The following is a 24,453-nucleotide window of genomic DNA, read 5'->3' as shown; positions in this document are numbered from 1 at the left end:
TGAGTTTTGTTTTGATGTCAGTATTTCAACAGTTTTATATGACAATTCTATTAAATCTGGTTTAAACCAGATTTAATTTTTTAAATCATTATTTCATTCATTCGCTTCAAAATGTAGATCCAATACATCATGCAACCAATATTCTTGATCGACATCCGTCACCATGCCATGTTCGTTACGATTTGAACGACATATATATAAGCCCATCGCACCTACATTTACATGTAATAATTTTGCCTGTTGTTCAGACAATGCTGTTGGATATAAATTTATTTCTGCTCTAGTAATATGGCACTGATACTCTTTTGCCATCAATTGAGTAATGGATTGTTGTAAATCTTGTTTTAAAAAATTTGGGAAATAATCTGAAATAACACGTAAATGTTCAACTAAAACAGGACGTCCATCAATACTGCGTTTTCGCCAAATTGAATAAATTTCTGCGCCGATTTCAATATTTAAATGCTTAGCATCCCAAGCTGTCGCTTGTGTAACTTGTGCTGAAATCAATTCAGTGCTTGGAATAAAACCTTGTTCTTTCACATATTGATTAAAGCTCTTTGTCGATTGTGGCTGGTAAATAATTCGTGGAGCGCGCACATACCATCCGCGACGGTCCAAACGATAAATTAAACCATCCGTTTCAAGCGCAAGTAAGGCTTCACGAACTGCGACACGGGTCGTATCAAATTGTTCAGATAACACCCTTTCTGAAGGAAGTTTTTGATTGCTCGCTAATGCACCAGATTCTATTTCATGTGCAATCGCATCTCGAATCGGAATATATTTCGGTACTTTTTGTGTTTCTTGATCTATTTCGCTCATGTCAAAAATAATTTAAAAATCATATGACTAATATACTGAAAAAATATTTCAATTATTAGCGTTTAAATGAATTTTAAAAATTTAAGTATGATACGGAAATAATCATTCACGCATTAAACATCTAGCAAAATTGATAATTTTAAATTAAATCAACACTTTACTAAAATTATTTACTCTATCAAAGCAGCTTAAAACAAATTGAACCAATTTTCATAAATTCGATCTAATAGAAAAAATTCATCTTTTTCATAATTTGTTTAGATATATCGCTTGATAGAGCAAATGTTTCAAATATTTATTTGATACCAGTGCGAATTTCACTCACTTGTTTCAACATCAGTGCCAACTGATTTTTATCATCCGCTAGATCATTCAATCCTGCCATTGCCACACCATATAAAGTGCTTTTTTGAGCATTTGTCGTTCTTGATTCATCGTATCTAATCCAATTTGTTGTAGCACTTGTCATGCCGATCTTACCAATCGGATAAAGGCTGATCACAACGGCAGCAGTTGTTTGATAAGGGCTAATTTGAGAAACGGTTGAAAATGAAACCCCTGCATTATTTTGTTTTAATCTTTGACATAGCTTTTCGTAATTATCAAAAGTAAAGCCTTCTTTTTCAATTGCACTCGATAAAGTTTCTGAAGCTTTATAAGTAATAGAACAATTCGCTGCAAAAGTACTTGAACTTAGAAATAAAATCAATGACGATAAAAAAATCTTCTTCATTTTAGAAAAAAACCACAATTAAAAATTAAAATAATATATATCAACAATTTGATTTTATCAATTAATAAGTGAATGTTTAAAAAAATGCGATTATTTGAAAAAATTATGTAAAGTTCAACTTAATTTTGATCTGCAAAACCTAAATTATTCTGATTATTTAGTGTAGAAATAACAGATTTATAAGGACAATAATAAGCTCAGCTAAACAGTTATATATTTTGATTTATGATTTTAATAACTGATATTTGCAACAAGGGATGAGTTTTTTTGCTTATAAGATTATTATTGTGATCTGCTCAAATTATTTTCAAAAAAACGATCAACACTCTATGTATTTGTAATCAATACACATTGTAGCGAGTGCTGATCTAAATTTAATTACAGCGCGAATTTATACAATCAACTCAGCTTGCTTGTTTCAAATCATCCATATTCTTGATTTCATAAGGCAGACCCACATAATTTTCTGCCAAAGTCGTTTGACCTGCTTCAGAACCTAAGATGTAAGCCAACTCAGCTTGTTTGATTTTTAGATCAAAATCACTTTCTGTTTCAAAACGATGCAATAAATGTGTCATCCACCATGAAAAACGCTCAGCTTTCCATACACGTTTCAAACATTTTTCAGAATATTCATCAATACCTTTACTCGAGTTTTCTTTATAAAATTCAATCAAGGCGCTCGAAAGATAGGCAATATCTGAAGCTGCAAGATTTAAACCTTTTGCACCTGTTGGTGGCACGATATGTGCTGCATCACCTGCCAAAAATAACTGCCCAAAACGCATTGGTTCGGTCACAAAACTACGTAATGGTGCAATACTTTTCTCAATAGATGGACCAGTTACAAGATTTTCACGGCTCTGTTCATCTAAACGATTTTTTAATTCATCCCAAAAACGCTCATCAGACCAATCTTCAACTTTATCTGTCAACGGTACTTGTAAATAATAACGACTTCTCGTAGTCGAACGCATACTGCACAAGGCAAAGCCACGTTCTGATTGTACATAGATCAGCTCATCTGATACGGGAGGAACATCCGCCAAGATACCCAACCAGCCAAATGGATATACTTTTTCAAAGGTTTTAATTTTGTCTTGAGGAACGCTTGCTCGGCAGACGCCATGATAACCATCACATCCAGCGATAAAATCACACTGAACCTGATATTGCTGACCATTTTGTGTAAATGTCACATGAGGTTTATCGTAAAAATCATGAATTTGCACATCATTTGATTCATAAAACGTCGTTAATTTTGCTTGCTCACGTGCTGCCATTAAGTCTTTCGTTACTTCCGTTTGCCCATAAACGGTCACTTGTTTACCATGAGTCAGTGATGACAAATCAATTCTGTGCTTTTCACCAGCAGTCAAAATTTCAATCCCATGATGCGGTAGCCCATGTTGATTTAAATGTTCATCAACCCCTGCTTGCTTGAGTAAATCTACAGAAACTTGTTCTAAAATACCGGCACGAATACGTGCAGCCACATACTCACTACTGCGTTGTTCAATGATAATGTGATCAATGCCTGCTTTATAAAGTAATTGTCCTAACAGCAATCCTGCTGGGCCTGAACCAATAATTGCAACTTTGGTATTTAAAATTTCCATTTTCACTGCTCCATTCGATTTATATTTAAATTAATAATTCTGTGAATTTTCAGCTATAGTGAAAAATGAATTTTCACCGATTAACGGTACTCATGTCCGTATATCGGACAAAATTAATGAGTTATATGAAAAAGGGATTTTTTGATGCGTTACGAAATGATTGAAAATAAAACCTCAGGTGAAATCATGAGTAAGGATGATTTTATTGCGGGGCTTGGCAAAGGTCTAAGTTTGCTTGAAGCATTTGGCATAGATCGACAAAAATTAAATGCGACACAAATCGCTGAAAGAACAGGCATGAGTCGAACTGCTTCTAGACGATATTTGAAAACTTTAAAATTTTTAGGTTATTTAGACGGTGATGAGCATTATTTTTGGTTAACACATAAAGTATTAAGATTTTCTAGTTCATATCTCAGCTCAGCACATCTTCCCAAGATTGCACAGCCCATTTTAAATATATTATGTGCGCAAACTTCACTCACTTTTTCGATTGTAGTTTTAGATGATGATGAAGTGGTTCCCATTGCACGAAGTTTTTTACCCCAACAAGATATATTGCGCTCAAGCCCCTATGGTATGCATTTGGGCAACCGCTTACCTGCTCATGCTACGTCTACAGGCAAAGTTTTATTGGCAGCTTTAAGTCCAGATGAACAAAAAAATTGGTTTAATAAATATCAACTTAAGCGTTTAACGCCCTTTACTCTTCAGTCGGAACAAGATTTTTTTCAAGTCTTGAAGCAAGTCTCAACAACAGATTATTGCTTATCTAAAGAAGAACATGAATTAGGCGTTATCGCGATAGCAGTACCGATTGTAAATACGCAAGGACAAACAGTTGCGGCTCTCAATTGTATGTCACAAACACATCGAGTTAGCGATGATTATTTGCTCAATAGTATTTTGCCTTTATTAAGAAATACTGCATATGAATTGAGATCAATGTTATAAATTTGAGGATCTAGCTCTTCATCTGTGCTTCATAAACATGATTTGCATTTTATAAAAATTTATCTCTATATTTTTTGGAACACTGTTCCAAATTATAAATTTAATTGCTAAGATCAAATTTCAAAGCAAGGAGCTAAAATAATGACCTCGAAAAAAATTGCAATTATTGGTGCAGGTGTTATGGGAAAAAAACATGCCCAAACCATTGCTCGACATCAACAAGCAGAACTCATCGCAATTTGTGATCCCTTTTCAGATGTTCTTGCTCAAGAATATAAGGTTGCTCATTACCAAGATTTAGAACAACTCTTTTCACATGAAAAAGTTGATGGTGTAATTATTGCAAATCCAAATCGTTTCCATGTTTCAACAGCAATTACCTGTATGCAACATGGAGTTGCATGTCTCTTGGAAAAGCCGCTTGCTTTAGATACAAATGAAGCATTGCAGTTGATAGTGGCCCAAAATAAGTTGAATATTCCCATATTAGTTGGACATCATCGACGCCATAATAAGATTATTCAACAAGCAAAAGAAATTATAGATCAAGGTATACTAGGCGATATTAATACCTTCAATGTCCTGTGGAGCGTGTATAAACCTGATCATTATTTTGATATCGAATGGCATCGAAAGTCAGGTGCGGGAGTTTTAGCGATCAATTTAGTTCATGATCTGGATTTGATGCGTTATCTCAATGGCGAAATTGAATCTGTACAAGCGATGATGGGGCATAAAAATAGAAATTTAGAAGTTGAAGACACGATTTCTATCACTTTACGCTTTGAAAATGGGGCTTTAGCAACGCTACTTGCATCTGATGCTGCTGTTTCTCCTTGGGGATGGGATCAAAATACTGAAGAAAATAAAACAAGTTTTGCTAGCTCTCCTGATCAAAACTGTTATTTCATCAGTGGCTCAGAAGGTGCTTTAAGTGTACCCCAATTAGAATATTGGAATTATCCACAAAATAATGAAAAAAGTTGGTCAACGACTTTAGTCAAAAATAAAATTGAGCCAGATAAAACTGAAGATGTTTATATCAGCCAACTCTCTCATTTTATTGATGTAATTGATCAAAAAGTTCAACCTATTTCTTCAGCCCAAGATGCGATCAGAAACATTCAACTCTTAGAATGTATTGAGAAATCTGCTAGAGAAAATAGAACAATTTTCATTGAATCCTTAGAATTAGAGCGTAAATCGGCTTAATAAAAAACAAAATTCAGTTGAAATATTAAAAGTTAATATAAAAACTATTCCATCATTTTAGATTTTTCAAATTTATCTGAAAATTCAAAAATGATGGAATTTTACAATTGTGCTTAATCCATGTATCGGCTCATTATATAAGAACTTCATTTTTTTAAGATAATTGATAAAATATCTATTATTTTTTAGGGATACTTAAATTAATACTATAAAAAGATCTTGAAAAGATATAATATAATTACAAAACGTGACATCAAACTCACTTTTATAATAATTCGATAAGCAGAGCAAGCAATTGATTGGTTTTATTCAACTAAATTCGAAAAAGCTTCATGAAAATATACATGCCTTTTTTATTATCGGCATTATTATTTTTAGTTGCTGCCTAATCGGAATTTTAGGTAGACCACTCACATTTTTAGCAACTTTTTGGATTGCAAATGCAGTTTTATTGGGTATTTTTTTAAGATTTCCAAATTATCACAATTTAGGAGGCTGGTTAGGTAGTTTTATTGGCTACATGGCTGCTGACTTAGTCACAGGAAATTACGTTCTACTTACCTTATTTTTAACGATGGCAAATATGATCAATGTATTTGTTAGTATGTTGATTATTCGATGGTTTCATTTAAATTTTCGTAATTATAATAAAGGCTTAACATTTCTTTATTTATTTCTTATAAGTGCTTTAGGCGGTTGCTTAAGTGGTGCAATTTTTGCTGTTTCTACCATTCCTTTTGTCCCTAACACTTTTATGAATCCAGCTCGAATTTGGGTCGATTTTGGTATGTGGTGGACGGGTGAAATTTTAAATATTATTACTTATTTACCGATTGTTTTAGCGATTCCAACTAAAGCTGTACTCCAAGAATATTGGAAGAATAAACGTCAAGAAAACTTTCAATTTATCGAAATATTACCTGCGATTTTTGTCCTTATTTCTGTGATTTTGGCACATTTTTTTACAGGACCAGGCTCAATCATGTTCCCGATTGCAGCTTTGATTTGGGCATCTTTACGTTACAATCTCTTCTTCGTAACGATTATAAATTTGATTGTAGTCACATTTCTTTATACCAGTTTAAGCACATTCTATGCTTCTGAGTCCTCTACTGCATATTTATCTACAGCGATTTCTATTCGTATCGGATTGGTGATGCTAGCTTTAGGTCCACTGACTTTATCTATTATCAGTATGAATCGACAAAAGCTTTATCATCAAATCTTATATCTAGCAAATCACGATAGTTTGACTTCAACGATGAACCGTCGTTTTTTTTATGAAGAAAGTGAGCGCCTAGTCAATCATATTTCTCCAAAAAATGTTTCAGAAAGCATTACCATTTTATTGTTAGATTTAGATCATTTTAAAAAAATAAATGACCATTATGGGCATATGACTGGTGACTATGTCTTGCAAGAGTTTACAAAAATTGTCAAATCTAATTTACGTGAAACTGATCTCTTTGGTCGTTTAGGTGGTGAAGAATTTGCTATTTTATTCAAAAATTTATCGCTTAAACAAAGCACTCAAATTGCGCAAAGAATTTGTAATTCTGTCCATCAAACACCAATTTACTTAGAAAATGGTGAAATTTTAAATATAAGTGTTAGTATTGGTTTAAGTTTTCAAACATTGCCCTATTGTGTTCCATTTCAACAGCTTATCAATCAAGCAGATCTTGCATTATATCAAGCTAAAGAAAATGGTCGCAACCAATTGTGCGTCAAACACAACTTAGGCACGACTTAAAACAATAGCAGATGGTATAACAATGAAATTTGATGAATATTTAAAATATGATGGTTTAGGTCTTGCGGATCTAGTTAAAACCAAACAAGTTCAAGCTTTTGAATTACTTGAAACTGCACTTGAAAGATCACAAGAAATCAACCCCAAACTCAATGCTATCGTGATCAATATGCATGATCGGGCACAAAAAAGAACTGAACAAAACTTAACAGGAATTTTTGCAGGTGTGCCTTTTTTAGTTAAGGATTTACATCAATAATATCAAGGTGTTGCTACTTCTTATGGCTCGAAAAGTTTAAAACGGATCAATTATATTGCCAGTGAAAATGCTGAAATCGTCAATCGCTGGGAACAAACTGGTATCGTAACTTTTGGATTGACCAATTCTCCAGAACTCGGCATTAAAGGAATTACAGAGCCTGAGGCTTGGGGAAGTTGCCGAAATCCATGGAATTTAAAACACAATAGTGGCGGATCTTCCGGTGGATCTGCATCGGCAGTTGCTGCGGGAATCGTGCCGATTGCAGGAGCTAGTGATGGTGGTGGTTCAATACGCATTCCCGCATCATATTGTGGATTATTTGGCTTAAAACCGAGTCGAGGCCGTACGCCTTGGGGGCCTTCAATGAGTGAGGTCATGCATGGTGCAGTTTCTCAACATGTACTGACAAAATCAGTGCGCGATAGTGCCGCGATGCTTGATGCAACACAGGGGCGTGAGCATAGTTCGCTTTTTACCATTGAATCACCGTCGCAAAGTTATTTAAAAATAATGCAACAAGCTCCAAAAAAATTACGTATTGCTTTCTCAACGACGTCACCTATTGCAACCAAAGTATCGAAAGATGCCGTTTTAGCCATTGAAAAAACAGCTAAATTATTAGCTGCACTTGGTCATGAAGTCGTTGAAGCTTCACCTAAAATTGATGGAAAAGCACTCGCAAAAGATTTTTTGACAACGTGGTTTAGCCAATGTGCATACAATATTGAAAATATGAAAGCGCAATACGGCGTCAAAAATAGTGATTTTGAATTGGATAGTTTAGCCATCGCTGCATTAGGGGCAAAAACTTCAGCCTTAGATTACATTCAAAATATCAATAATTGGGGGAAATATGTCACCCAAATGAACTATTTTTTTGATGATTTTGACTTATTTTTAATTCCCTCAACAGCATCGGTTGCACCTAAAAATGGACAAGTTAAAACCCCAGCTTGGCAAACTCCAATTTTAAGAGGATTAATCAGCGTCGGACAAGCGCATCATCTTGCCAAAGGAAAATTGATCGATCAAATTATTCGTAATAATTTACAATGGGTTCCATTTACTCAACTAGCGAACATTACGGGTTTACCAGCCATGTCAGTGCCACTTTATTGGAACAAAGACCATTTACCATTAGGTTCTCAGTTTATTGCCCCATTTGGCCGTGAAGATTTATTATTGCAACTTGCGCATCAACTGGAGCAGGCTGAACCATGGATGCCGATGTATAGACAGATTAAAATTTAAATTTAACCAACTGTAAAATATCATTATATTAGGGTCTGTTGACATTTCAAATTGGTTGCGACGATGAGTGTTTTTTAGATGATATGAGGCGTAGATTGAGAAATTTAGTGATCTAAATGATCAAGCTACAACGAAATAGCATCAAAAAAAACTCTCGTCCCGAAGGGTTGTTGCTAAAATTATCTCAGGCATCGTTACGAAATTTGAAAATGGTCTCGCCATTCTCTGCATTTCGTGCCTTGCCTGCTCAATTTTAGTCAACAACGCAATTCAGTTGTGAAATGTCAACAGACCCTATTATTTAAATCGTAAAACATAAAGGGAAAGCTTCTGCCTTCCCTGTAATTTTATCGTAGTTAACAAATCATCAAATTGATCAATTGATAGAATTTTCTTGTACTTTTGCTGGTAAAAATCGGACAAATAATAAACCAAAAAACGTGCATAATCCTGCAATAATAAAAATATTTTCTCCAGATAATATCTGCCAATATCGTCCAGCCAATATACTTCCTGAGGCAACACCCAATCCCCACATCGTGCTATACAAAGCCTGCCCCCGCCCTTGCTGTGTAATGCTAAAGTTTTGGAATATAATACGCATGGCTATCACATGGAATAAACCAAAACTGAATGCATGGAAAGTTTGTGCAATAAATTGAATTATAAAATGATTTGGAAATAATCCGACTAAAATAAACCGTAGGCATGTCATCATTAGACATAAAATAACGAGATTTCTCCAAGAAAATCTTTTGAGAAAAAAATTGGCTTTTGCAAACATAATAATTTCAGCAATTACGCCTACAGACCATAAAAAGCCAATCTCTGTCGTAGTAAAGCCACTTTGTTTCAAGTAATTACTATAAAAACTATAAAAGGGTGCTTGTGAGAAAAGTAACGTAAATTCGATTAAAAAAAATGCTGCAACAACAGGTCTTTTTATAATGGGAAAGAGTGGTTCCAATTGTTTTTGTGCACTAGGTGCTGTTTCAGGTTCTTTGATGGTAAATGACCAAAGAAATGCTAAAAATGCAATACATAGCAACATAATTGGTAACATAGAAATTGGAACGACTTCCAATAATGCCCCGATCAAAAATACACCTACAATAAATCCAACTGAACCCCATTTTCTAACTTTTCCGTATTGCTCTGCTCTTTTATCTCCTAACCAAAATAAAGTCACGCCTTCAAATTGGGCTAAAATAGCATTTTGAAAAAAGCTGAAAATCAGCATTAAAAATGCAATAGATTGAAAGTTATTTGGAATGATAAAAATTAGAAACCAAATCGTTGCCTCCATCCATGTTGCAATACGCACAAGCAACATTCTTTTGCCTGATTTATCTGCAATCCATCCCCAAATAAAGGGCGCAAAAAAGCGTGTGATAATCGCAATAGAAGATAAAACACCTATTTCTTGGTAACTAAAGCCCTGATCTTGAAGATATAAACTCCAATAAGGCATAAATGTCCCAACAATGGAATAATAGAAAAAATAGAAACCTGCGAGTTTATGGTGTATAGGAATGGATTGCATACAATAGTATTCGCTAGGATTTTCAATTATTTATATTTTAACAGCGTTGTAGCCATTTGTACTATGACATACCTGACACTCAACTGTTTAACCTGCCATAATTCCCCCCAAAATAAATAAAATTATAAAAGTTAAGTTGTTATATCAATTTTAAGATTATTTCTTGAACAATATAATTTTTCTATAAAAAAACCTCCCGAGGGAGGCAAAGTTGTGAAATGTTCAATTAATTGCATTTAATCTTTGGATTAATTTTTTTTCTCTTTCAACATCTGTCTTAATTCCAATTTCTAAACGTAATAGGTAAATTATATTAATCGTAGATTCTGATAAAACTTGAATATAATTATCTAAATCTTTAAATATTTTATGAGTTTGATGTTCGTTAGATGATTCTAGATCACTAATTTCATCGACAATTTTTTGAGATTGTTTTAATTTTGAATTTATTAAATCAAAAGCATTTGAAATTTTTATATTCATTGGACTTTCAATACTAAAATTATCAATTTTTGTATATATGGGCTTTAAACTCATAAGAATTTCACTGTGCTTTTTTTCTAAAGCTTTTATTTTTTCAATTGCCCCATTAAATTCAGCTAAAGATTTAATAAAAACTTTTGTTTTAGGTACAATTGACTCATTGAATTTCACCATCTCTTCTTTAGTTTTTGTTTCACAAACAAACATAGCTTTGTCAAAATTTGTTGAGAAAATATGATATGAATCAATTAAATGTTCTATATCTGTATTCATTTTGAGTGAATGAAGTGAATAAACTAAATTGGAAAAAGATTCAACTAAATCTAGATAAATATTCCTTCTTGTTTCCGCAACTCTAGCATTCTTTTGGATGTGCAAAGCTGTCCACCAGGAGAATATAATTCCTATGCCTATACCAATACCGCCTAAGTAAGCTGCACGAATTGTTGCATCTGCCTGAATTTGAGCAGCTTGGATAGCCGTATCTATAATTTGCGGATTCATTTATGTACTTCTAAATTAACATGCATTAATGCATAAAATTAGATATTTTATTTTAGTTGACTAGAATTTATGTTCTAAATGCAAAAAGACATGATCTCTAGTTTCTGGATATTCACCAAATTTAAATTCAACTTCACCAAAATCTAGCCGTTTCGCTTCTGCCCTAATAGTAGTTGCTGAATCAACCCAAAAAGTTTCAAATGCATGTCCTTTACGAACTATATCATCATCCTCACAAATAGCTAAAACAGTTTGTTCAGGATCTAATTTCTGTAATTGTTCAATTAACTCTTTTACTTTCACTTTTTGTTCCTATAAAAATTATAAACTTTACTCCGAAGTTATATGCTTTCCAATTTTTATGTCTTCGGTGTAATTTTAAAACTGTTGTTGAAGTCTTCAGTCTTAATTTTTATTGCAATATCTTTTAATGAACCTATTTGCATATCTATGTGTTCATCAATATTACGTCTAGAATCTATCATTATTCTGTATTCACTTTGGTGCGCATAATCTATACTTTTAACAAAACCAATTTCTTCATCTTTCAATCTTATTGGTTTAGAGAAATCTCTATAATCTATTAAACCTAACTTTAATATATAATTTAATTTGTTCGAAGCTTCCTTTAATCTCTCAAAAAATACCTCTGGTTTATGAATTATAACCATATGATCACCAAGTTTTTTAGTATCTTCATTTAGTGAAATTTTATCAGTCATTGATTCAATTGTGTACTCAACATCTTTTATTACGCTTGGAGCAAACATACAAAAAACATTCTGATATAAAATATCATTCCTTTGTATATGTAAAGATACAAAATCTGAAATATCAATAACTTGATTCTTATGTTTAATTGTTAATTTAACATCATGATCACCAAGATAGTGAGAACTAATGCCCTCAAGTGGGTCCCCTATATTATAACTATATTCATCAATATAATTTTTAAAACTATTCAATGTATTCATTCTAAACTTTCCAAATTCTAGAAAGTCATCTGCCCACTCTTCTTTTGAAAACAATCTTGCCAATAGCATTATGTAATTCATAAAACCTCCCTGTAAGAAATATCTTAATCATATCCTATAATTTATAGTTTTCAATAACATATTTTTATCTAATACAAAGAATACTATTTAATATGAATACTCAATAATCTAGAAATGCATATGGCAGATGTGTTAAATAAGATAATCTTTTAAAAATACCTTAGCTTTTATTTCTTTCAATCCATAAATTTTCATCAATGCATTTAATCTATGCCTACCTTCGCCTAAATGTATTTTATTATCGCCTCCAATTCGCACTTCAGGATAATAAAATTTAAGCTCAGCAGAATTGTTAGATAGTTCTTTTCTAACCCTATAATACTTAAACGGACTCAATAAGTACCCAGCTTCTCCATTATGAAATCTGTCTAGTACATCTTTAATGTCGACAGTGATTAACTTAAAACATTCTGGATCTAAGTCTTCCCATACTATTTCCTCAAATTCAGGGTATTTAAAATTAAGAGCACAAGGGGGTAAATTTTCATTATTTTCCCAGTTATATGTCCAAAAGTGTGTATCATCATCGCTACAATCTAAAGATGAAAACATAAGCTTGTAATTTTCTGGTATAGATTCCATACTTTTATTCTTTCTATAAAAATTACTTGAATATTAATTTAAATTATTAGTTGAGTTTTATAAAGCAACAAAAATAAACAAAATTCTATACATGTTAGATTTATCAGTTTAATTAACAAAAATAGTAATAACAAAGCTATTAATTGAATCAACCAAAAAGCTCATCTTTCGATGAGCCTTTCAAGATTATCTAGGGTTTTTTATTAATTTTTCTGGTATTGAATCGCCAATGATCTTAATCGGTGGAGTTGGAACAGAAGGAGGAACTGGTTTAGAAGTGTTGTTACTCATATTACTTTCCTTTTCCTTTATCCAAACTTCTTTCTTCAACAATGATTGGTGGCCGATTAACATCTAGTGGTACGGGTTTATTGAATTGCATCTTTTCATATTCCTCATTTAATTATTGTATCAATTACAATAAATAATACAGTAAGAACAAACATCAATCCACAAAATTTTATCTCTTTAAATGCAGAGTTTAAGAAATCAACTTTAATTTTATTGCGCTCTTCGTAACCTTTGATAATCTCAGCAATATCTTTTGATAAGTTAAATTGAATTAATGGCAAGTTTTCTGCACCTGTAAAAAAGTTAATCATATCTAAGCTATTATCTAACTTACCTACTTTCCCAACTTCTAAAACATGAAATAAATTTCTAGCAATAAAACATAATGACAAAAAGATTAAAACCATCATCAGACAAAAAATAATGTAATAAAAATACCTTTATCGGGATTATCAAATAGGTATTGTTTTGAAAATATGCTAATTGCAGCAATTATGATCGATATAAAAGTAAGATATTTAGATGCTTTATCTTCATGTTTAGCATGAAGTGACCTATACACCAGAAAAGCCTCTTGTGGAACCACCATAATCAGGCTGGTGATATAGCCTTTATTTAAAACCTCATCTTAAAATTTAACAAATACTCAATTCATTTCAATTTAAAATTGTTTCAGTTTATATATTATTTTTTAATAAAAATTAATAAAAAAACCTATTGATTAGAAAATCTAACCAAAAATTAATTCTAAAAAATTATTTTGTTAAGTAGATATTAATTATAATAAATTTCAGCTTTTAAAAACTCAAAATTAAATATAAATTATTAATATTTAAACCAAAAAACAAAAATATAGATTTTTTATTTATTTAAAAATAAATATAAAGTATTATAGAAAGATATTATAACTTTTTTAAATCGGAGCTATATGGAAAGCATTCTAAAAAAGAAAAGTGTTGGTAGCGGAATGGTTAACTTACTAAATAAATTTTGCATGCAAAACAATATCCCTTCACCTGTCACCCATATTTATGATGTCTCTGAAAATATCCCTTTTGAAAGATGGCTTAATAAGATTAGTTATATTGATAAAAAATATGGTCGTGAGGGCTTAGGTTTAGAAATAGCAAAATATGTTAATTCAAGCCACATTGGTGTGTGTGCTTATATTGCTGAAAATTCTGAAACTCTGGGTGATTATTTAAATTTTTTTACGAAATATACTAAAATTTGGTATAACTACACTGATAAGAGTATCCTGTCTATTAATAATAATATTGTTATTTCTTGGGATTTAGCAACTTACTACTCAGCTGGCTTTTATATTAAGGAAACAATTATTTCAGAAGAATTACAAGTTGCAATTATTTATCAAAGAATATCTCAACTTTTAGATATTAAAAATCATATTTTTATCAAATTAGAGCTCAGTATTCCTCAGCCTAAAAACGGCTTTGTTGCACAAAGCTATTCTTGAAGGCTTCTTCAGTAATATAATTTCCAGATGAAGAAGCCTACACCTAAAATCTATCGTACAACCAATTGGTCCTCGTATAACCAAGCTTTAATCAAGCGAGGAAATATTTCAATCTGGTTTGATCCTAAGACGCAATGGTATGCACAACCACAAGGCAAGCAAGGACGAAATCAAACTTATTCCGATACAGCGATTCAATGCTGTTTAATGATCAAATCTCTATTCCGTCTTTCTTTACGTATGGTTACTGGCTTTGTTCAAAGCCTGATTAAACTCTGTGGCTTGAATTGGACAGCACCAGATTACTCCACCCTTTGTAGACGACAAAAGCATATTGATATTGCGATAAGCTATCAGAAAAGTCATGATGGGTTACACCTACTTGTCGACTCTACGGGTTTAAAGTTTTTAGGTGAAGGCGAATGGAAGCGTAAAAAACATCAGCCTGAATACCGTCGGCAATGGCGTAAACTGCATATTGGTATAGATGCTGAAACACTGCAAATACGTGCCGTTCAGCTTACTACAAATAATGTCAGTGATTCACAAGTACTAGGTGATTTACTGGATCAAATTCCACTAGATGAGCGAATAGATTCTGTCTATACCGATGGCGCGTACGACACGAAGTGCTGCAGAAAAGTGATTTCAGATCGTCAAGCACATGCAGTAATTCCACCCAGAAAGAATGCCAAGCCCTGGAAAGATTCTAAAATAAGTTCAATAGAACGAAATGAGTTACTTCAAACGGTTAAACATTTAGGCAGAACCCTATGGAAAAAATGGTCGGGTTATCACCGTCGTAGTTTGGTGGAAACCAAGATGCATTGCATCAAATTATTAGGTGATAGGCTGACGGCAAGACATTTTCAAAGTCAGGTCAATGAAATTCATGCGCGTGTGGCAGTTCTGAATAGATTTACGGAATTAGGTAGACCTCGCACCCAAGTTGTGTCTTAAATTTGAATGGATTGGGGAGAACTCAGCTTTTGAATGTTTATGCAACAAAGCCCCTAAAAACCCAAGTATATATGAACGATATTTCAAATGCCCTATAGCCTACAATATGAGTCATACCCGTATTTATATTTCAAAAGATTTACTTGAAATAAAAAATAAAAATGCTGATCATATGCTGTTTATTATCCTGATACAATATGCTGACAAAATTTTGGAAGATATGCCTGATGGATCTGATTTTATTAGATTAGTTAAAATCTCTATTTTGAAATCCATTCTCAATAATGAAGCAACAATTGACACAGTTGCTGAAAATCTCAACTTATCTATTCGGAATCTACAAAAAATATTAAAAAATAAAAATATTACTTTCCAAGAACTTTTAAAAGATACTCGATTTTATTTATCAAAAAAATATCTTTTAGATGACGAAATGTCTGTATTACAAATAGCACATTCATTAGGATATAAAGAGCAGACTTCTTTTATACGTGCCTTTAAGTTGTGGACTGGTGAAAGCCCTAATCAATGGAAAAATTCTCATAAAAACATCTCAAACATATAAATATAATCATTTAATTTTTTATTAATAAAAAACTAAATGTTAACTTTATAATAATCATTTTTATTAGAAAATATAATGATGCGTATTTTCTAATTAAAAACACATTTTACCTGCTTGATAATATCTTTTATTTGCAATAATAAATTTTCTATTTGTATTTTTTACACTTTCATCCTGATATGTCTCACCTGGTAACATATAAAAATGTGTCGCATCTTCATCAGTCCCCTCACATCCTTGGTGAATGATCACTCTAAAAAATGTATTTCCTGTATTTTTAATTATTCCCTTTGCTTCATCAACTTCATATTTTAAAATTTGCTTTCTTGGTCTCACGATGAGGATCGTACTCATTGAAACTGTCGGAAAAAAAATTGTTCCATCTTCTTTACTATTTTTAAATGCAGTTAAAGGTGTTTCAAGAAACACCACTCTATAATATCTTTCCTGATTATCTTTTGGTCCGATATATAATATTTTAAAAAAATTACTACTATTAGGTTCAATTTTTAACTCTAAAGGTGTATGTATGAGTTCGCGATCTTTTACATATATTTTTTTTTCACCACCTGGACCAGGTTTGTCTATTTTAAATGAACTGATTTGATACATACTCAGATTTTTTGTGTCATTTCTGATCGGTTTAGCAATAAAATCCTCATCAGACATCATTTCATATATAAATGATGAAAAATATATTGCTAATGCTGAGTGCGAAATTACACTCAGGCAAACCAGTAAAACAATTCTTTTAATCAAATTCATCATCATATTAGGCAACCCAGTATAAGAAACTTACTTATTTACACCGATCCATTTTGCTTCAACTTGCACTTTACCCTCAGCATGTACAATGCCTAACCAATCTTGACCATCAGTTGAAAATCTTGATACAGGGTCACTCATTGGAAACCAAAGGTTTAGTTCAGTTTGATAAAAGTATCCAGAATTGTTTTGATCCCAAGGTGTTTCTGACCACAATGCATTTGTGATATCTAATTTTTGGCTTTCATCGCAACCGCTATATTTTTCAATTTTCTCACCTAAACCATTTGTATATGAAAGATAAGCAGGTATTGCTACTTCTACAGTACTATCGTCTGATTTAAATGAGCAATATTTTTGCCCACGTGTTTCTACGCTTTCGCCAAGTACATTGGCTGTTACGATATCTGCTTTTCGTGGTGCAGATTGCGTTACACGGTATTTAAACTCAATAGGTTTATTATCTCCAATCCACCCCTCTAGTGCTGTTTGAGTCGAATCTACTGGTTTTATACTTATACTATATTCTCTAGGGTGAATATCTACTTTTAATCCACTTGAAAATTGATAATATCCAGATTCAGGAGTCGGTCCATTTCTAAAACTAAAAGTGAAAACATCATCCATATTTTGCATATTTCCAGCTTGTTTTAAAAATTCTTTAAAAAAATTCTGAGTAAACAATACTGATAAATAGCCTTCTCCATTTGTAACCAATGTCTTAAATGACCTTTCAGTACCATAGTTATACCAAGTATTACCTGCATCCCCTTTCATTTTGACATAACTTGCTGAAGGGCTAAATCCTAATTTATTCTGATCGATTTCCAACTTTAAATAGAGAGTAGAATGAATATTTGCTAGACCTTCAACTTTATATTCAATCATCTTACATGCTATATCCTGACCACCATAACTATTTGCGACATATTCGCAATACTCAGAATTACTAGTCAAACTTGGTTTTCCATCAGATGCTATCCATATTTCTGAAAAAGCTTTCAAATCATGTAGATCAATTTGTGCATTTTTAGTTGCAGTAATATCACTTCTATACCAAGCTCCATATTTTGCATCTGTACATCGCCCGCCAGAAGCTGGATCATAAAACTCTGTTGTTGAGCAATAATTCATACTAAAAGTCTGAGATTGCCCTACAGACAAATTCTTAAGAAATTCATACATAGTGGCCGTAATAGAGGCAAAACCATATCCCCCTCCACCAATACCAATCTTAGCAGGAGCACGATAAAAACCATTTCGATCGGTATATTCAGGTTGAATATACCCACTAGAAGGGCAATCGGTTGCTTTTGTGCATCTAATTCCATTAAATGGTGTACTTACTGGAGAATTCTCTAGCCACATATCCTTATAAGCATTTGAATGAGCCCAAGTGACATCTCCTATATAACCTAAACTAACTTGATTTGAATTAAGTTTAGTCCAAACATTAGCACCTGAAAATCTAGGATCTAGTAAAGATGGAGCAATAAAATACTCATTATCAATTTCATTATTAATAAAAGTAAAAGAGTTTGTACGTTTGATTACTGTACCAGGATTTAAGCCGAAAGCTGGATTAGATAAGACCAAATACAAGCCCCAAAAAAAAAGGGCTTTATTGAAAGTATTAATCATTTTTTCGTACCTCTATACTTTTTTGACTACTCGTTGCTTTATATTTGCACTGAATATCGCCTAGCCACTTTGCGCCACGCACAGTATCTAAGTCCAATTTTGACTCACAAATATCGCCATTTGTTTCAATTACAGTAAGCATCGGATAACGCTTATCAATATCTAGAGAAAACTCGCCATTTTCGTCGGTGATCGCTTTACCGATGTGATTGTGAATATTTTTATTGACTGCAACTTCTCCATCTGGATAAAGCACTCGTCCAAAAATAGTTACCATTTGCTTAATTTCAGGTTGAAGTACAGATACGTTACCCGGATATAAAATGACTGTATTTTTACGACCTTGACCAATCGTCACACTATCTAATGAGTTTTTATCATTTCTAAACTCCACGGTATATTCTTTATATGGACTTAGAGGAATAAAGTTCTTTTTACCTGATAGTATATAATCTTGACCATTAATTAATGCAGACATTTTCCCTTTATCTTTGAGTCCTGTCTCAATAATTACACCCGAATTTAAAGTATTATTACCCAGTGCAAGATGTTTAGCTGTTGCAGCAATAGATCCTTGGCTGTTGTAGTTAAATGAATGGCTATTTTCAGAACCACTAGCTGATAATGTACCTGTATTATATTTTGTATCATAGCTGACATATCCTGATGCCATAAAATCATCAGAACTAATATCATAATTTTTACGGTTTACAACTTGTGAAAGATCAATACCCACATTACTAATCACACTGTTATTAAAGCTTTGTTTATAGCTCGCATTGGCAAGTAAATTATTATTTCGACTACTCAGGCCCGCATTAAACCATTTTGAAATAGGTAAACGTAAATCAAAATAAATATATTTATCATCATAGTTTTGTTGCTCTTTATAATCTGAGCGTTGCATCCCCACTCTAACACTCAGATCAGCATAGCGATTATTAAATAAATTTTGGTTGTATTCGATATTGGTTGTAGAATATTTATTGGCTAAATCTTCAGAATAACCTGCAGATATAAAACCTAGTTTCTTATGAAATTGTTTTAAATTGAGCGATAAGCCTACGTCATAATTATCTGTCTCAGTAAATGATAATTTATTCCCCTCGTCACTGATGCTTCTTGCAGCCCAAACGCTACCATAACCTTTAGGCAAACTATAATTGATCGTTGCCGAAGCGCGATAAGATGAATCTGTCGCAAGCATAGACTGGACGTTAAATGTCGTGTTTAAAGGTAATGTAATATTGCTTTCAACTTCTGCGACTGCATTTGAATCAAACGCGTACAAAGTTGAACGCACACCTACTCCCGACCACAGTGGATAGTTTTTTGCAGCGGCTACGCCAATCAGCCAAGTTTCCTTTTCATCTCTGAGATGCGAGTTACGATCAGCTCTATGCATATATTCCAGCATTCCGCCAAAAACTTGCCAATCAAGCACGCCAGTAACACTTGAGTTTCGACCTAAAGATTTATTGACCTGTGCGATATATGAACTGGTTTCTTGTCCATTGATCAATATCTTAACTTCTACGTTATAAAGACCATAAGGTAGATTTGAAGTATCAACTTCGTGGCTTCCCATAGAAAAGTTTTGAATACTGAGTAAACGACCATCTCGATAAAGCTGTACTGTCCCTGCACTTGGTAGAAATACAACAATTGGCACTAGTGATTGGCTTTTATCCTGAATTGTTGTGCTACTTTTATTGCCATAAGTTGCACCGTAAACCTTACTGGTATTCAAGGCATTTAGGCTGGCGATCGACTGCATACTCCATGTGTCCATCATCCCAACTGCAAGTCTATTACCCTGAAAATCACGTTCATATAAAGCGCGATACATATCTGAACGCGTATTTGACTCACCGATCCCATAGATAGAACCATTCAGTAAAACATGGTGTTCACGTAAAGAACTGACACTATCCAAACTCAAAAAGTTTGATGATGTATTTCGACCGTTATAATCGTTATATGATGCACCTAAGCGATAGTTCAGCACAGAGGAAAAATGATCTGATGTAGACTCGCCAAGCACATCTGTACGTGCAATAAATTTAGTACCTAGAGCATTTTTATTTACGTTTAACTCTAAATATAAAGATTCTAAGTCAAACTGTAAAAATGCATCTTTAGTCACTTTAAGTTGCATATCTGCATCGAATTCTTTTTTTAATACGCCAAGTTCATTTCTAACAGCCTGTGAAAGTTCAGTCGTCTGTACTACGTCTTCAAATACAATCCTATCGACTACCAAATGTCCGTTCTTATAGCTAATCAATGCTTCAGCTATTTTTTGCTTACTTTTGGTATTTTCTATCTGAACATCTTCATCAAATTTCAGATATACAGGTACGCTAAGGCCTTGAACTAAAGCTCTAGAAAGAAGTTCTGGAAAGCGATATTTACCCATTTGAATCCGCGGCTGTACATCATTTGCCTGCACAATCGGAGAAATAGATAAAATTAAGATTCCATACAGAATACGACTTTTCATCATTCTCACCTAGCTACGTTAATGTATTTTTCACCATGCCAAATACCGATATGAGTCCGATCCGCTTTAACGTCAGTATGTTTAAGCGTTATAGATTTACTAGGCATAACGTAATAACGCTCTCGACAACCTTTGCCATCAATATCTTTCGATTGATCAAGACATTTCCCAGCAGCAACTACTCGAAAACTGACATTTCCAGTATTGGTCAAAGTGCCATTTGCATAACTAAAATCGAATTTTTCTTTGCGAGGAGCGACAACTAAAATCGTATTAATCTGCGCTGAAGTTGTCGCTTGACCACCTTTGCTTGCTGTATCTTCACCAGCATTCGCAACAGGCGCATCGATCCAAGATAATCGGTAATAACGCTCTTGATCATCTTGAGGACCTTGATAAATAATTTTAAAAATATCCTTTGCCGAACCAGGTAAAACCAGACCCGAGGGAGTTGATAAGATTTCAGTTTTAGACGTCATAGGAATGATTTCACCATCACTCATGGGCGAACTCAGTCGATAAACTTTTAACCCAACAAAACGTGCGACTTCGGTTGTATTCTCAATCTCTTTAGCTAAAAAATTTTTATCAGCGTTAATGATTGAAGTAATATCTCCAACATTGACTGCTAAACAAGATGTTGATACGAATAGCCCAGTGATCAGACCTGTAATTTTCGAACGCATAAGACCTACCTCTAATAAATAAGGGAGGTATTTCCTCCCTTAATTTTCAATTAAAACTGCTTATTTCAGAATTAATTATGGAGTTGTCCAAGTTGCATTGAATTGAACTGCAACTTCACCATCCCACATACCATCAGTAAGATCTTTAAACTGAGCTACAGTTGTACCATCACTTGTTGCGCTATCAACTTTAAATTCGAATGAACTTTGTGCAGAATGACGACCTGTACCCGCATAAGCTGTAGACTGTGATAGCGCTTCTAAACCTGCATTGATATTTTTAGCTGTATCAATCAAAGTCGTTTCTGTAGTTTTAGAAAGTGCTTGACCATTCCAAGTAACACCTACGTTAAGCGTAGAATCATCACTGCCGCGAGTAAGTGTATTCGTGATAAGTTTTGACGTTAGATCAAAATCAGTTGCGCCACTTTGCCCTTGAATGGTTACATCAAATGCCCCAGTTTGTGTGTTAAATTGCTCTAAACCTTCAGCATACTGAAAGTTTAAAGATTTCAATGGAGTAACAACTAGTGCACTGGTCGTATCTTTCTTAGCAGTTGCATCCCATTTCGCAGTTGCAGAAGCAGAAACATCTGCAAATGAAGCTGTAGCAAATAATGAAGAAGCAGAAGCAATTGTTAATGCCGTAAATAAATTTTTCATAGTGACCTCAATAAAAGGTGTTGCAAAGACACAAAGTTTTCAATCCATCAATTGATGAATCTTACGTAAATTAAAAATTGAGAAGAAATGGTATATATTTCATTCAATTTTTTTACAATTTGGCACTAGCTTCTTCCATAACCATTACTGAGATGGAGATTGTAAAAAATTACAAAAGAATCAAGTTAGTTTCATAATTATAAAAATATGTTTTATTCATGTACTGTCCTTACATGTACACTTTTCTATCATTATGCGAAGTAATATGCTTTATTTTTAAAATACTGCTATATAACCTCATTTATTATTAGAATTAGCTCACACTAACACCTTTTAAATACACAAATATTTTAAAATTTCAATTCTTATATGTAACCAAGGTTTTAATTCATTACGACTTAAGACGTCTCTTCTCATTCGGTGAACGCATTAGATCAACTTGAGATTTGAGATTTGAGATTTGAGATTTGAGATTTGAGATTTGAGATTTGAATTGTGTTACATATAAAACTGAGCAAGCTAAAAGCATGATTGTTTTATCGGCAACACCTGATGAAGTAAATGACAAAATTTTGTATATGAACTAAATCTCACTTTTGTTCTTTTTGTTCTGACATTAAAAAACCCGCCAATGAAGGCGGGTTTAGGACGTGTCATCAATAATTCATTTGATGATTAAAACGTATATTCTACGACCAGGGAAATCTTAGAATGTTTGTTTTAATGGCTTCATTATCATCTAAAGGGCTTATCATTTTCTGACATTTTCATATCATTTCCTGACAACCAACATTTTCAAAAATGAAATATAAAGCAGTTCTATTCTGCTTTCCAAATATCTTCATAATCATCATGGTCGATCATAAAACGGAAACCGATTTCCAAAGCAAGATAAGGAATCACATCAGGAAAAATTTCTTCAAGCTGTTTTACAGTTACGATTTCAAAAAAATCATTCCCTTCCTCAAGCTCTCCGCCATAGATATACCACTCAGTCGTTTCACCTGCTTCAGGGCGTTTACGAATCCCGACAATCGGTTCCTTTTCCAATGTATGCACTGCGATGGCAATCAGGTCATCTTCTTTGACTTTAATATAAGCAGAATCAAATTCCTCACAAACGAGTTTTTGTTCTTCAATAAATTCTTGCATTAGCAGGATTCCATCAAGTTCATCATTTTAAAATTGATTCTATGCGGATGTGGTTTTATACACAACTCAGCTGATGAAATTATCTTTTTATTTGTGCTTTTTTTTGTTATCTTGATTATGCTACATATTCAAGATGATTTTTTATGAATAAACCAACAAGCAAAAATGACCTCTCTCCAAATAGTCATGGTGGTAAAAGAGAAAATGCAGGTCGCAAAGCACAGTACAAGGAAAAAACCGTTGTTATGCGCGTCCCTCAGTCGAAAGTGATTGAAATAAAACAGTATTTAAACCCACAGATTCAACATGATGCTGAAAAGCACCCTGATTTACAGCCAATTCATTTTAAGACAAAGCTTTCTATTGCAGCACCGATCGAATCTGTCGCAGCAGGATTTCCCTCACCTGCCCAAGATTATCTCGATGGTGCGATTGATTTAAATGATTTTTTAGTCAGCTCTCCTGAATCGACTTTTATTTTAAGAGTGAATTCCTTGTCCATGAAAAATGCGGGAATTGAAGTCGGAGATCGTATTTTGATTGATCGAAGTTTACAGGTCGAAACGGGAGATATCGTTTTAGCTTTGATTAATAATGAATTTACGGTGAAACGCTTTATGAAAGAAAAGCTCAGTGATGGCAGTGAAAAAGTTTGGCTCAAAGCAGAAAACCCTGAATATTCACATATTTTCCTGCATAGCGAAGAACAACTAGTGATTTGGGGTGTTGTGACTTGTATTTTAAAAAAATTGCGTTAATACAATAGGGTCTGTTGATATTTCAAATTGGTTGCGACGATGAGTATTTTTAGATGATATGAGGCGTAGATTGAGAAATTTAGTGATCTAAATGATCAAGCTACAACGAAATAGCATCAAAAAATACTCTCGTCCCACAGGGTTGTAGCTAAAATTATCTCAGGCTTCGTTACGAAATTTGAAAATGGTCTCGCCATTCTCTGCATTTCGTGCCTT

22 protein-coding genes and 1 pseudogene are annotated in these 24,453 nt (G+C 33.3%); 8 read left to right on the top strand and 15 right to left on the bottom strand.

Annotation, left to right across the window (positions count from 1 at the left end; translation table 11 throughout):
* Window positions 1–93: 93 nt before the first annotated feature.
* The 3 genes from F960_RS11835 to pobA all read right to left on the bottom strand — a co-directional run bounded on the left by F960_RS11835 (window position 94) and on the right by pobA (window position 3,177).
* Window positions 94–825 carry a UTRA domain-containing protein gene (locus F960_RS11835; protein ID WP_004865415.1) on the bottom strand — a complete coding sequence of 244 codons (732 nt, stop codon included), beginning with the start codon at window positions 823–825 and terminating at the stop codon, window positions 94–96.
* Window positions 826–1,120: 295 nt separating this feature from the next.
* Window positions 1,121–1,558: a hypothetical protein gene (locus tag F960_RS11830; RefSeq protein ID WP_004865410.1), complete on the bottom strand. Its 438-nt coding sequence runs from the start codon at window positions 1,556–1,558 to the stop codon at window positions 1,121–1,123.
* A gap of 404 nt (window positions 1,559–1,962) precedes the next feature.
* Window positions 1,963–3,177 carry a 4-hydroxybenzoate 3-monooxygenase gene (gene pobA / locus F960_RS11825; RefSeq protein ID WP_004865407.1) on the bottom strand — a complete coding sequence of 405 codons (1,215 nt, stop codon included), beginning with the start codon at window positions 3,175–3,177 and terminating at the stop codon, window positions 1,963–1,965.
* 144 nt (window positions 3,178–3,321) lie between these two features.
* Here pobA and F960_RS11820 point away from each other — a divergent pair, with 144 nt between their 5' ends.
* From F960_RS11820 to F960_RS11805, 4 genes and pseudogenes are all read left to right on the top strand, one after another.
* Complete coding sequence (locus F960_RS11820) at window positions 3,322–4,131, top strand: IclR family transcriptional regulator domain-containing protein (protein WP_004865404.1); 810 nt, start codon at window positions 3,322–3,324, stop codon at window positions 4,129–4,131.
* Window positions 4,132–4,272: 141 nt separating this feature from the next.
* Window positions 4,273–5,343, top strand: coding sequence for a Gfo/Idh/MocA family protein (locus tag F960_RS11815; protein WP_004865402.1), 1,071 nt, complete (start codon window positions 4,273–4,275; stop codon window positions 5,341–5,343).
* A 295-nt stretch (window positions 5,344–5,638) separates the two neighbouring features.
* Window positions 5,639–7,096, top strand: coding sequence for a GGDEF domain-containing protein (locus tag F960_RS11810; protein ID WP_004865398.1), 1,458 nt, complete (start codon window positions 5,639–5,641; stop codon window positions 7,094–7,096).
* Window positions 7,097–7,118: 22 nt separating this feature from the next.
* Window positions 7,119–8,609, top strand: a pseudogene (locus F960_RS11805) (amidase).
* A gap of 376 nt (window positions 8,610–8,985) precedes the next feature.
* On the opposite strand, the gene F960_RS11800 reads toward F960_RS11805, so the two are convergent.
* The 6 genes from F960_RS11800 to F960_RS21555 form a co-directional block, all read right to left on the bottom strand.
* Window positions 8,986–10,152 carry an MFS transporter gene (locus F960_RS11800; protein WP_035373136.1) on the bottom strand — a complete coding sequence of 389 codons (1,167 nt, stop codon included), beginning with the start codon at window positions 10,150–10,152 and terminating at the stop codon, window positions 8,986–8,988.
* 222 nt (window positions 10,153–10,374) lie between these two features.
* Entirely contained in the window at window positions 10,375–11,139 is a 765-nt protein-coding gene (locus F960_RS11795) for a hypothetical protein (protein ID WP_004865387.1), read from the bottom strand.
* 60 nt (window positions 11,140–11,199) lie between these two features.
* Complete coding sequence (locus tag F960_RS11790; RefSeq protein WP_004865384.1) at window positions 11,200–11,442, bottom strand: hypothetical protein; 243 nt, start codon at window positions 11,440–11,442, stop codon at window positions 11,200–11,202.
* Window positions 11,443–11,498: 56 nt separating this feature from the next.
* The gene (locus F960_RS11785; protein ID WP_004865382.1) at window positions 11,499–12,194 is read right to left on the bottom strand and encodes a hypothetical protein; all 696 of its coding nucleotides are present in this window, start codon (window positions 12,192–12,194) and stop codon (window positions 11,499–11,501) included.
* Window positions 12,195–12,326: 132 nt separating this feature from the next.
* On the bottom strand, window positions 12,327–12,776 hold the full coding sequence (locus tag F960_RS11780) for a hypothetical protein (protein WP_004865379.1): 450 nt from the start codon (window positions 12,774–12,776) through the stop codon (window positions 12,327–12,329).
* Window positions 12,777–13,171: 395 nt separating this feature from the next.
* Window positions 13,172–13,459 carry a hypothetical protein gene (locus F960_RS21555; RefSeq protein ID WP_020846648.1) on the bottom strand — a complete coding sequence of 96 codons (288 nt, stop codon included), beginning with the start codon at window positions 13,457–13,459 and terminating at the stop codon, window positions 13,172–13,174.
* Between the two features lie 536 nt (window positions 13,460–13,995).
* On the opposite strand from F960_RS21555, the gene F960_RS11770 reads away from it, so the two are divergent.
* The 3 genes from F960_RS11770 to F960_RS11760 all read left to right on the top strand — a co-directional run bounded on the left by F960_RS11770 (window position 13,996) and on the right by F960_RS11760 (window position 16,069).
* Window positions 13,996–14,544, top strand: a complete 549-nt coding sequence (locus F960_RS11770) for a hypothetical protein (protein WP_004865370.1) — start codon at window positions 13,996–13,998, stop codon at window positions 14,542–14,544.
* 27 nt (window positions 14,545–14,571) lie between these two features.
* Window positions 14,572–15,504 carry an IS5-like element ISAha3 family transposase gene (locus tag F960_RS11765; protein ID WP_004812228.1) on the top strand — a complete coding sequence of 311 codons (933 nt, stop codon included), beginning with the start codon at window positions 14,572–14,574 and terminating at the stop codon, window positions 15,502–15,504.
* Window positions 15,505–15,610: 106 nt separating this feature from the next.
* Window positions 15,611–16,069: a helix-turn-helix domain-containing protein gene (locus F960_RS11760; protein WP_004865367.1), complete on the top strand. Its 459-nt coding sequence runs from the start codon at window positions 15,611–15,613 to the stop codon at window positions 16,067–16,069.
* 93 nt (window positions 16,070–16,162) lie between these two features.
* On the opposite strand, the gene F960_RS11755 is transcribed toward F960_RS11760, so the two are convergent.
* From F960_RS11755 to F960_RS11730, 6 genes are all read right to left on the bottom strand, one after another.
* Window positions 16,163–16,840 carry a fimbrial biogenesis chaperone gene (locus F960_RS11755; RefSeq protein ID WP_020846519.1) on the bottom strand — a complete coding sequence of 226 codons (678 nt, stop codon included), beginning with the start codon at window positions 16,838–16,840 and terminating at the stop codon, window positions 16,163–16,165.
* A 24-nt stretch (window positions 16,841–16,864) separates the two neighbouring features.
* Entirely contained in the window at window positions 16,865–18,475 is a 1,611-nt protein-coding gene (locus F960_RS11750; RefSeq protein WP_004865362.1) for a fimbrial adhesin EcpD family protein, read from the bottom strand.
* Window positions 18,468–20,978: a CS1-pili formation C-terminal domain-containing protein gene (locus tag F960_RS11745; protein WP_004865359.1), complete on the bottom strand. Its 2,511-nt coding sequence runs from the start codon at window positions 20,976–20,978 to the stop codon at window positions 18,468–18,470. The genes F960_RS11750 and F960_RS11745 overlap by 8 nt, the downstream gene beginning before the upstream one ends.
* Window positions 20,979–20,983: 5 nt before the next feature.
* Window positions 20,984–21,664: an EcpB family pilus assembly chaperone gene (locus F960_RS11740; RefSeq protein ID WP_004865357.1), complete on the bottom strand. Its 681-nt coding sequence runs from the start codon at window positions 21,662–21,664 to the stop codon at window positions 20,984–20,986.
* A 75-nt stretch (window positions 21,665–21,739) separates the two neighbouring features.
* On the bottom strand, window positions 21,740–22,327 hold the full coding sequence (gene ecpA / locus F960_RS11735) for a common pilus major fimbrillin subunit EcpA (RefSeq protein WP_004865355.1): 588 nt from the start codon (window positions 22,325–22,327) through the stop codon (window positions 21,740–21,742).
* Window positions 22,328–23,146: 819 nt separating this feature from the next.
* The gene (locus F960_RS11730; protein WP_004865350.1) at window positions 23,147–23,479 is read right to left on the bottom strand and encodes an immunity protein Imm33 domain-containing protein; all 333 of its coding nucleotides are present in this window, start codon (window positions 23,477–23,479) and stop codon (window positions 23,147–23,149) included.
* Window positions 23,480–23,622: 143 nt separating this feature from the next.
* Here F960_RS11730 and F960_RS11725 point away from each other — a divergent pair, with 143 nt between their 5' ends.
* Window positions 23,623–24,237: a LexA family protein gene (locus F960_RS11725; protein WP_004865347.1), complete on the top strand. Its 615-nt coding sequence runs from the start codon at window positions 23,623–23,625 to the stop codon at window positions 24,235–24,237.
* Window positions 24,238–24,453 lie beyond the last annotated feature (216 nt).

It is taken from the genome of Acinetobacter gerneri DSM 14967 = CIP 107464 = MTCC 9824, from assembly GCF_000368565.1.
GTDB classification, from domain to species: domain Bacteria; phylum Pseudomonadota; class Gammaproteobacteria; order Pseudomonadales; family Moraxellaceae; genus Acinetobacter; species Acinetobacter gerneri.
The sequence above is the reverse complement of the archived record's forward strand: the minus strand, read 5'-3'. Positions and strand labels throughout refer to the sequence as shown.

Bases quoted from the DNA above. Each gene is read 5' to 3' on its own strand.
- F960_RS11835 (WP_004865415.1), bottom strand. From the start codon at position 825: ATGAGCGAAATAGATCAAGAAACACAAAAAGTACCGAAATATATTCCG.
- F960_RS11830 (WP_004865410.1), bottom strand. From the start codon at position 1,558: ATGAAGAAGATTTTTTTATCGTCATTGATTTTATTTCTAAGTTCAAGT.
- pobA (WP_004865407.1), bottom strand. From the start codon at position 3,177: ATGGAAATTTTAAATACCAAAGTTGCAATTATTGGTTCAGGCCCAGCA.
- F960_RS11820 (WP_004865404.1), top strand. From the start codon at position 3,322: ATGCGTTACGAAATGATTGAAAATAAAACCTCAGGTGAAATCATGAGT.
- F960_RS11815 (WP_004865402.1), top strand. From the start codon at position 4,273: ATGACCTCGAAAAAAATTGCAATTATTGGTGCAGGTGTTATGGGAAAA.
- F960_RS11800 (WP_035373136.1), bottom strand. From the start codon at position 10,152: ATGCAATCCATTCCTATACACCATAAACTCGCAGGTTTCTATTTTTTC.
- F960_RS11795 (WP_004865387.1), bottom strand. From the start codon at position 11,139: ATGAATCCGCAAATTATAGATACGGCTATCCAAGCTGCTCAAATTCAG.
- F960_RS11785 (WP_004865382.1), bottom strand. From the start codon at position 12,194: ATGAATTACATAATGCTATTGGCAAGATTGTTTTCAAAAGAAGAGTGG.
- F960_RS11780 (WP_004865379.1), bottom strand. From the start codon at position 12,776: ATGGAATCTATACCAGAAAATTACAAGCTTATGTTTTCATCTTTAGAT.
- F960_RS11770 (WP_004865370.1), top strand. From the start codon at position 13,996: ATGGAAAGCATTCTAAAAAAGAAAAGTGTTGGTAGCGGAATGGTTAAC.
- F960_RS11765 (WP_004812228.1), top strand. From the start codon at position 14,572: ATGAAGAAGCCTACACCTAAAATCTATCGTACAACCAATTGGTCCTCG.
- F960_RS11760 (WP_004865367.1), top strand. From the start codon at position 15,611: ATGAGTCATACCCGTATTTATATTTCAAAAGATTTACTTGAAATAAAA.
- F960_RS11755 (WP_020846519.1), bottom strand. From the start codon at position 16,840: ATGATGATGAATTTGATTAAAAGAATTGTTTTACTGGTTTGCCTGAGT.
- F960_RS11750 (WP_004865362.1), bottom strand. From the start codon at position 18,475: ATGATTAATACTTTCAATAAAGCCCTTTTTTTTTGGGGCTTGTATTTG.
- F960_RS11745 (WP_004865359.1), bottom strand. From the start codon at position 20,978: ATGAAAAGTCGTATTCTGTATGGAATCTTAATTTTATCTATTTCTCCG.
- F960_RS11740 (WP_004865357.1), bottom strand. From the start codon at position 21,664: ATGCGTTCGAAAATTACAGGTCTGATCACTGGGCTATTCGTATCAACA.
- ecpA (WP_004865355.1), bottom strand. From the start codon at position 22,327: ATGAAAAATTTATTTACGGCATTAACAATTGCTTCTGCTTCTTCATTA.
- F960_RS11730 (WP_004865350.1), bottom strand. From the start codon at position 23,479: ATGCAAGAATTTATTGAAGAACAAAAACTCGTTTGTGAGGAATTTGAT.
- F960_RS11725 (WP_004865347.1), top strand. From the start codon at position 23,623: ATGAATAAACCAACAAGCAAAAATGACCTCTCTCCAAATAGTCATGGT.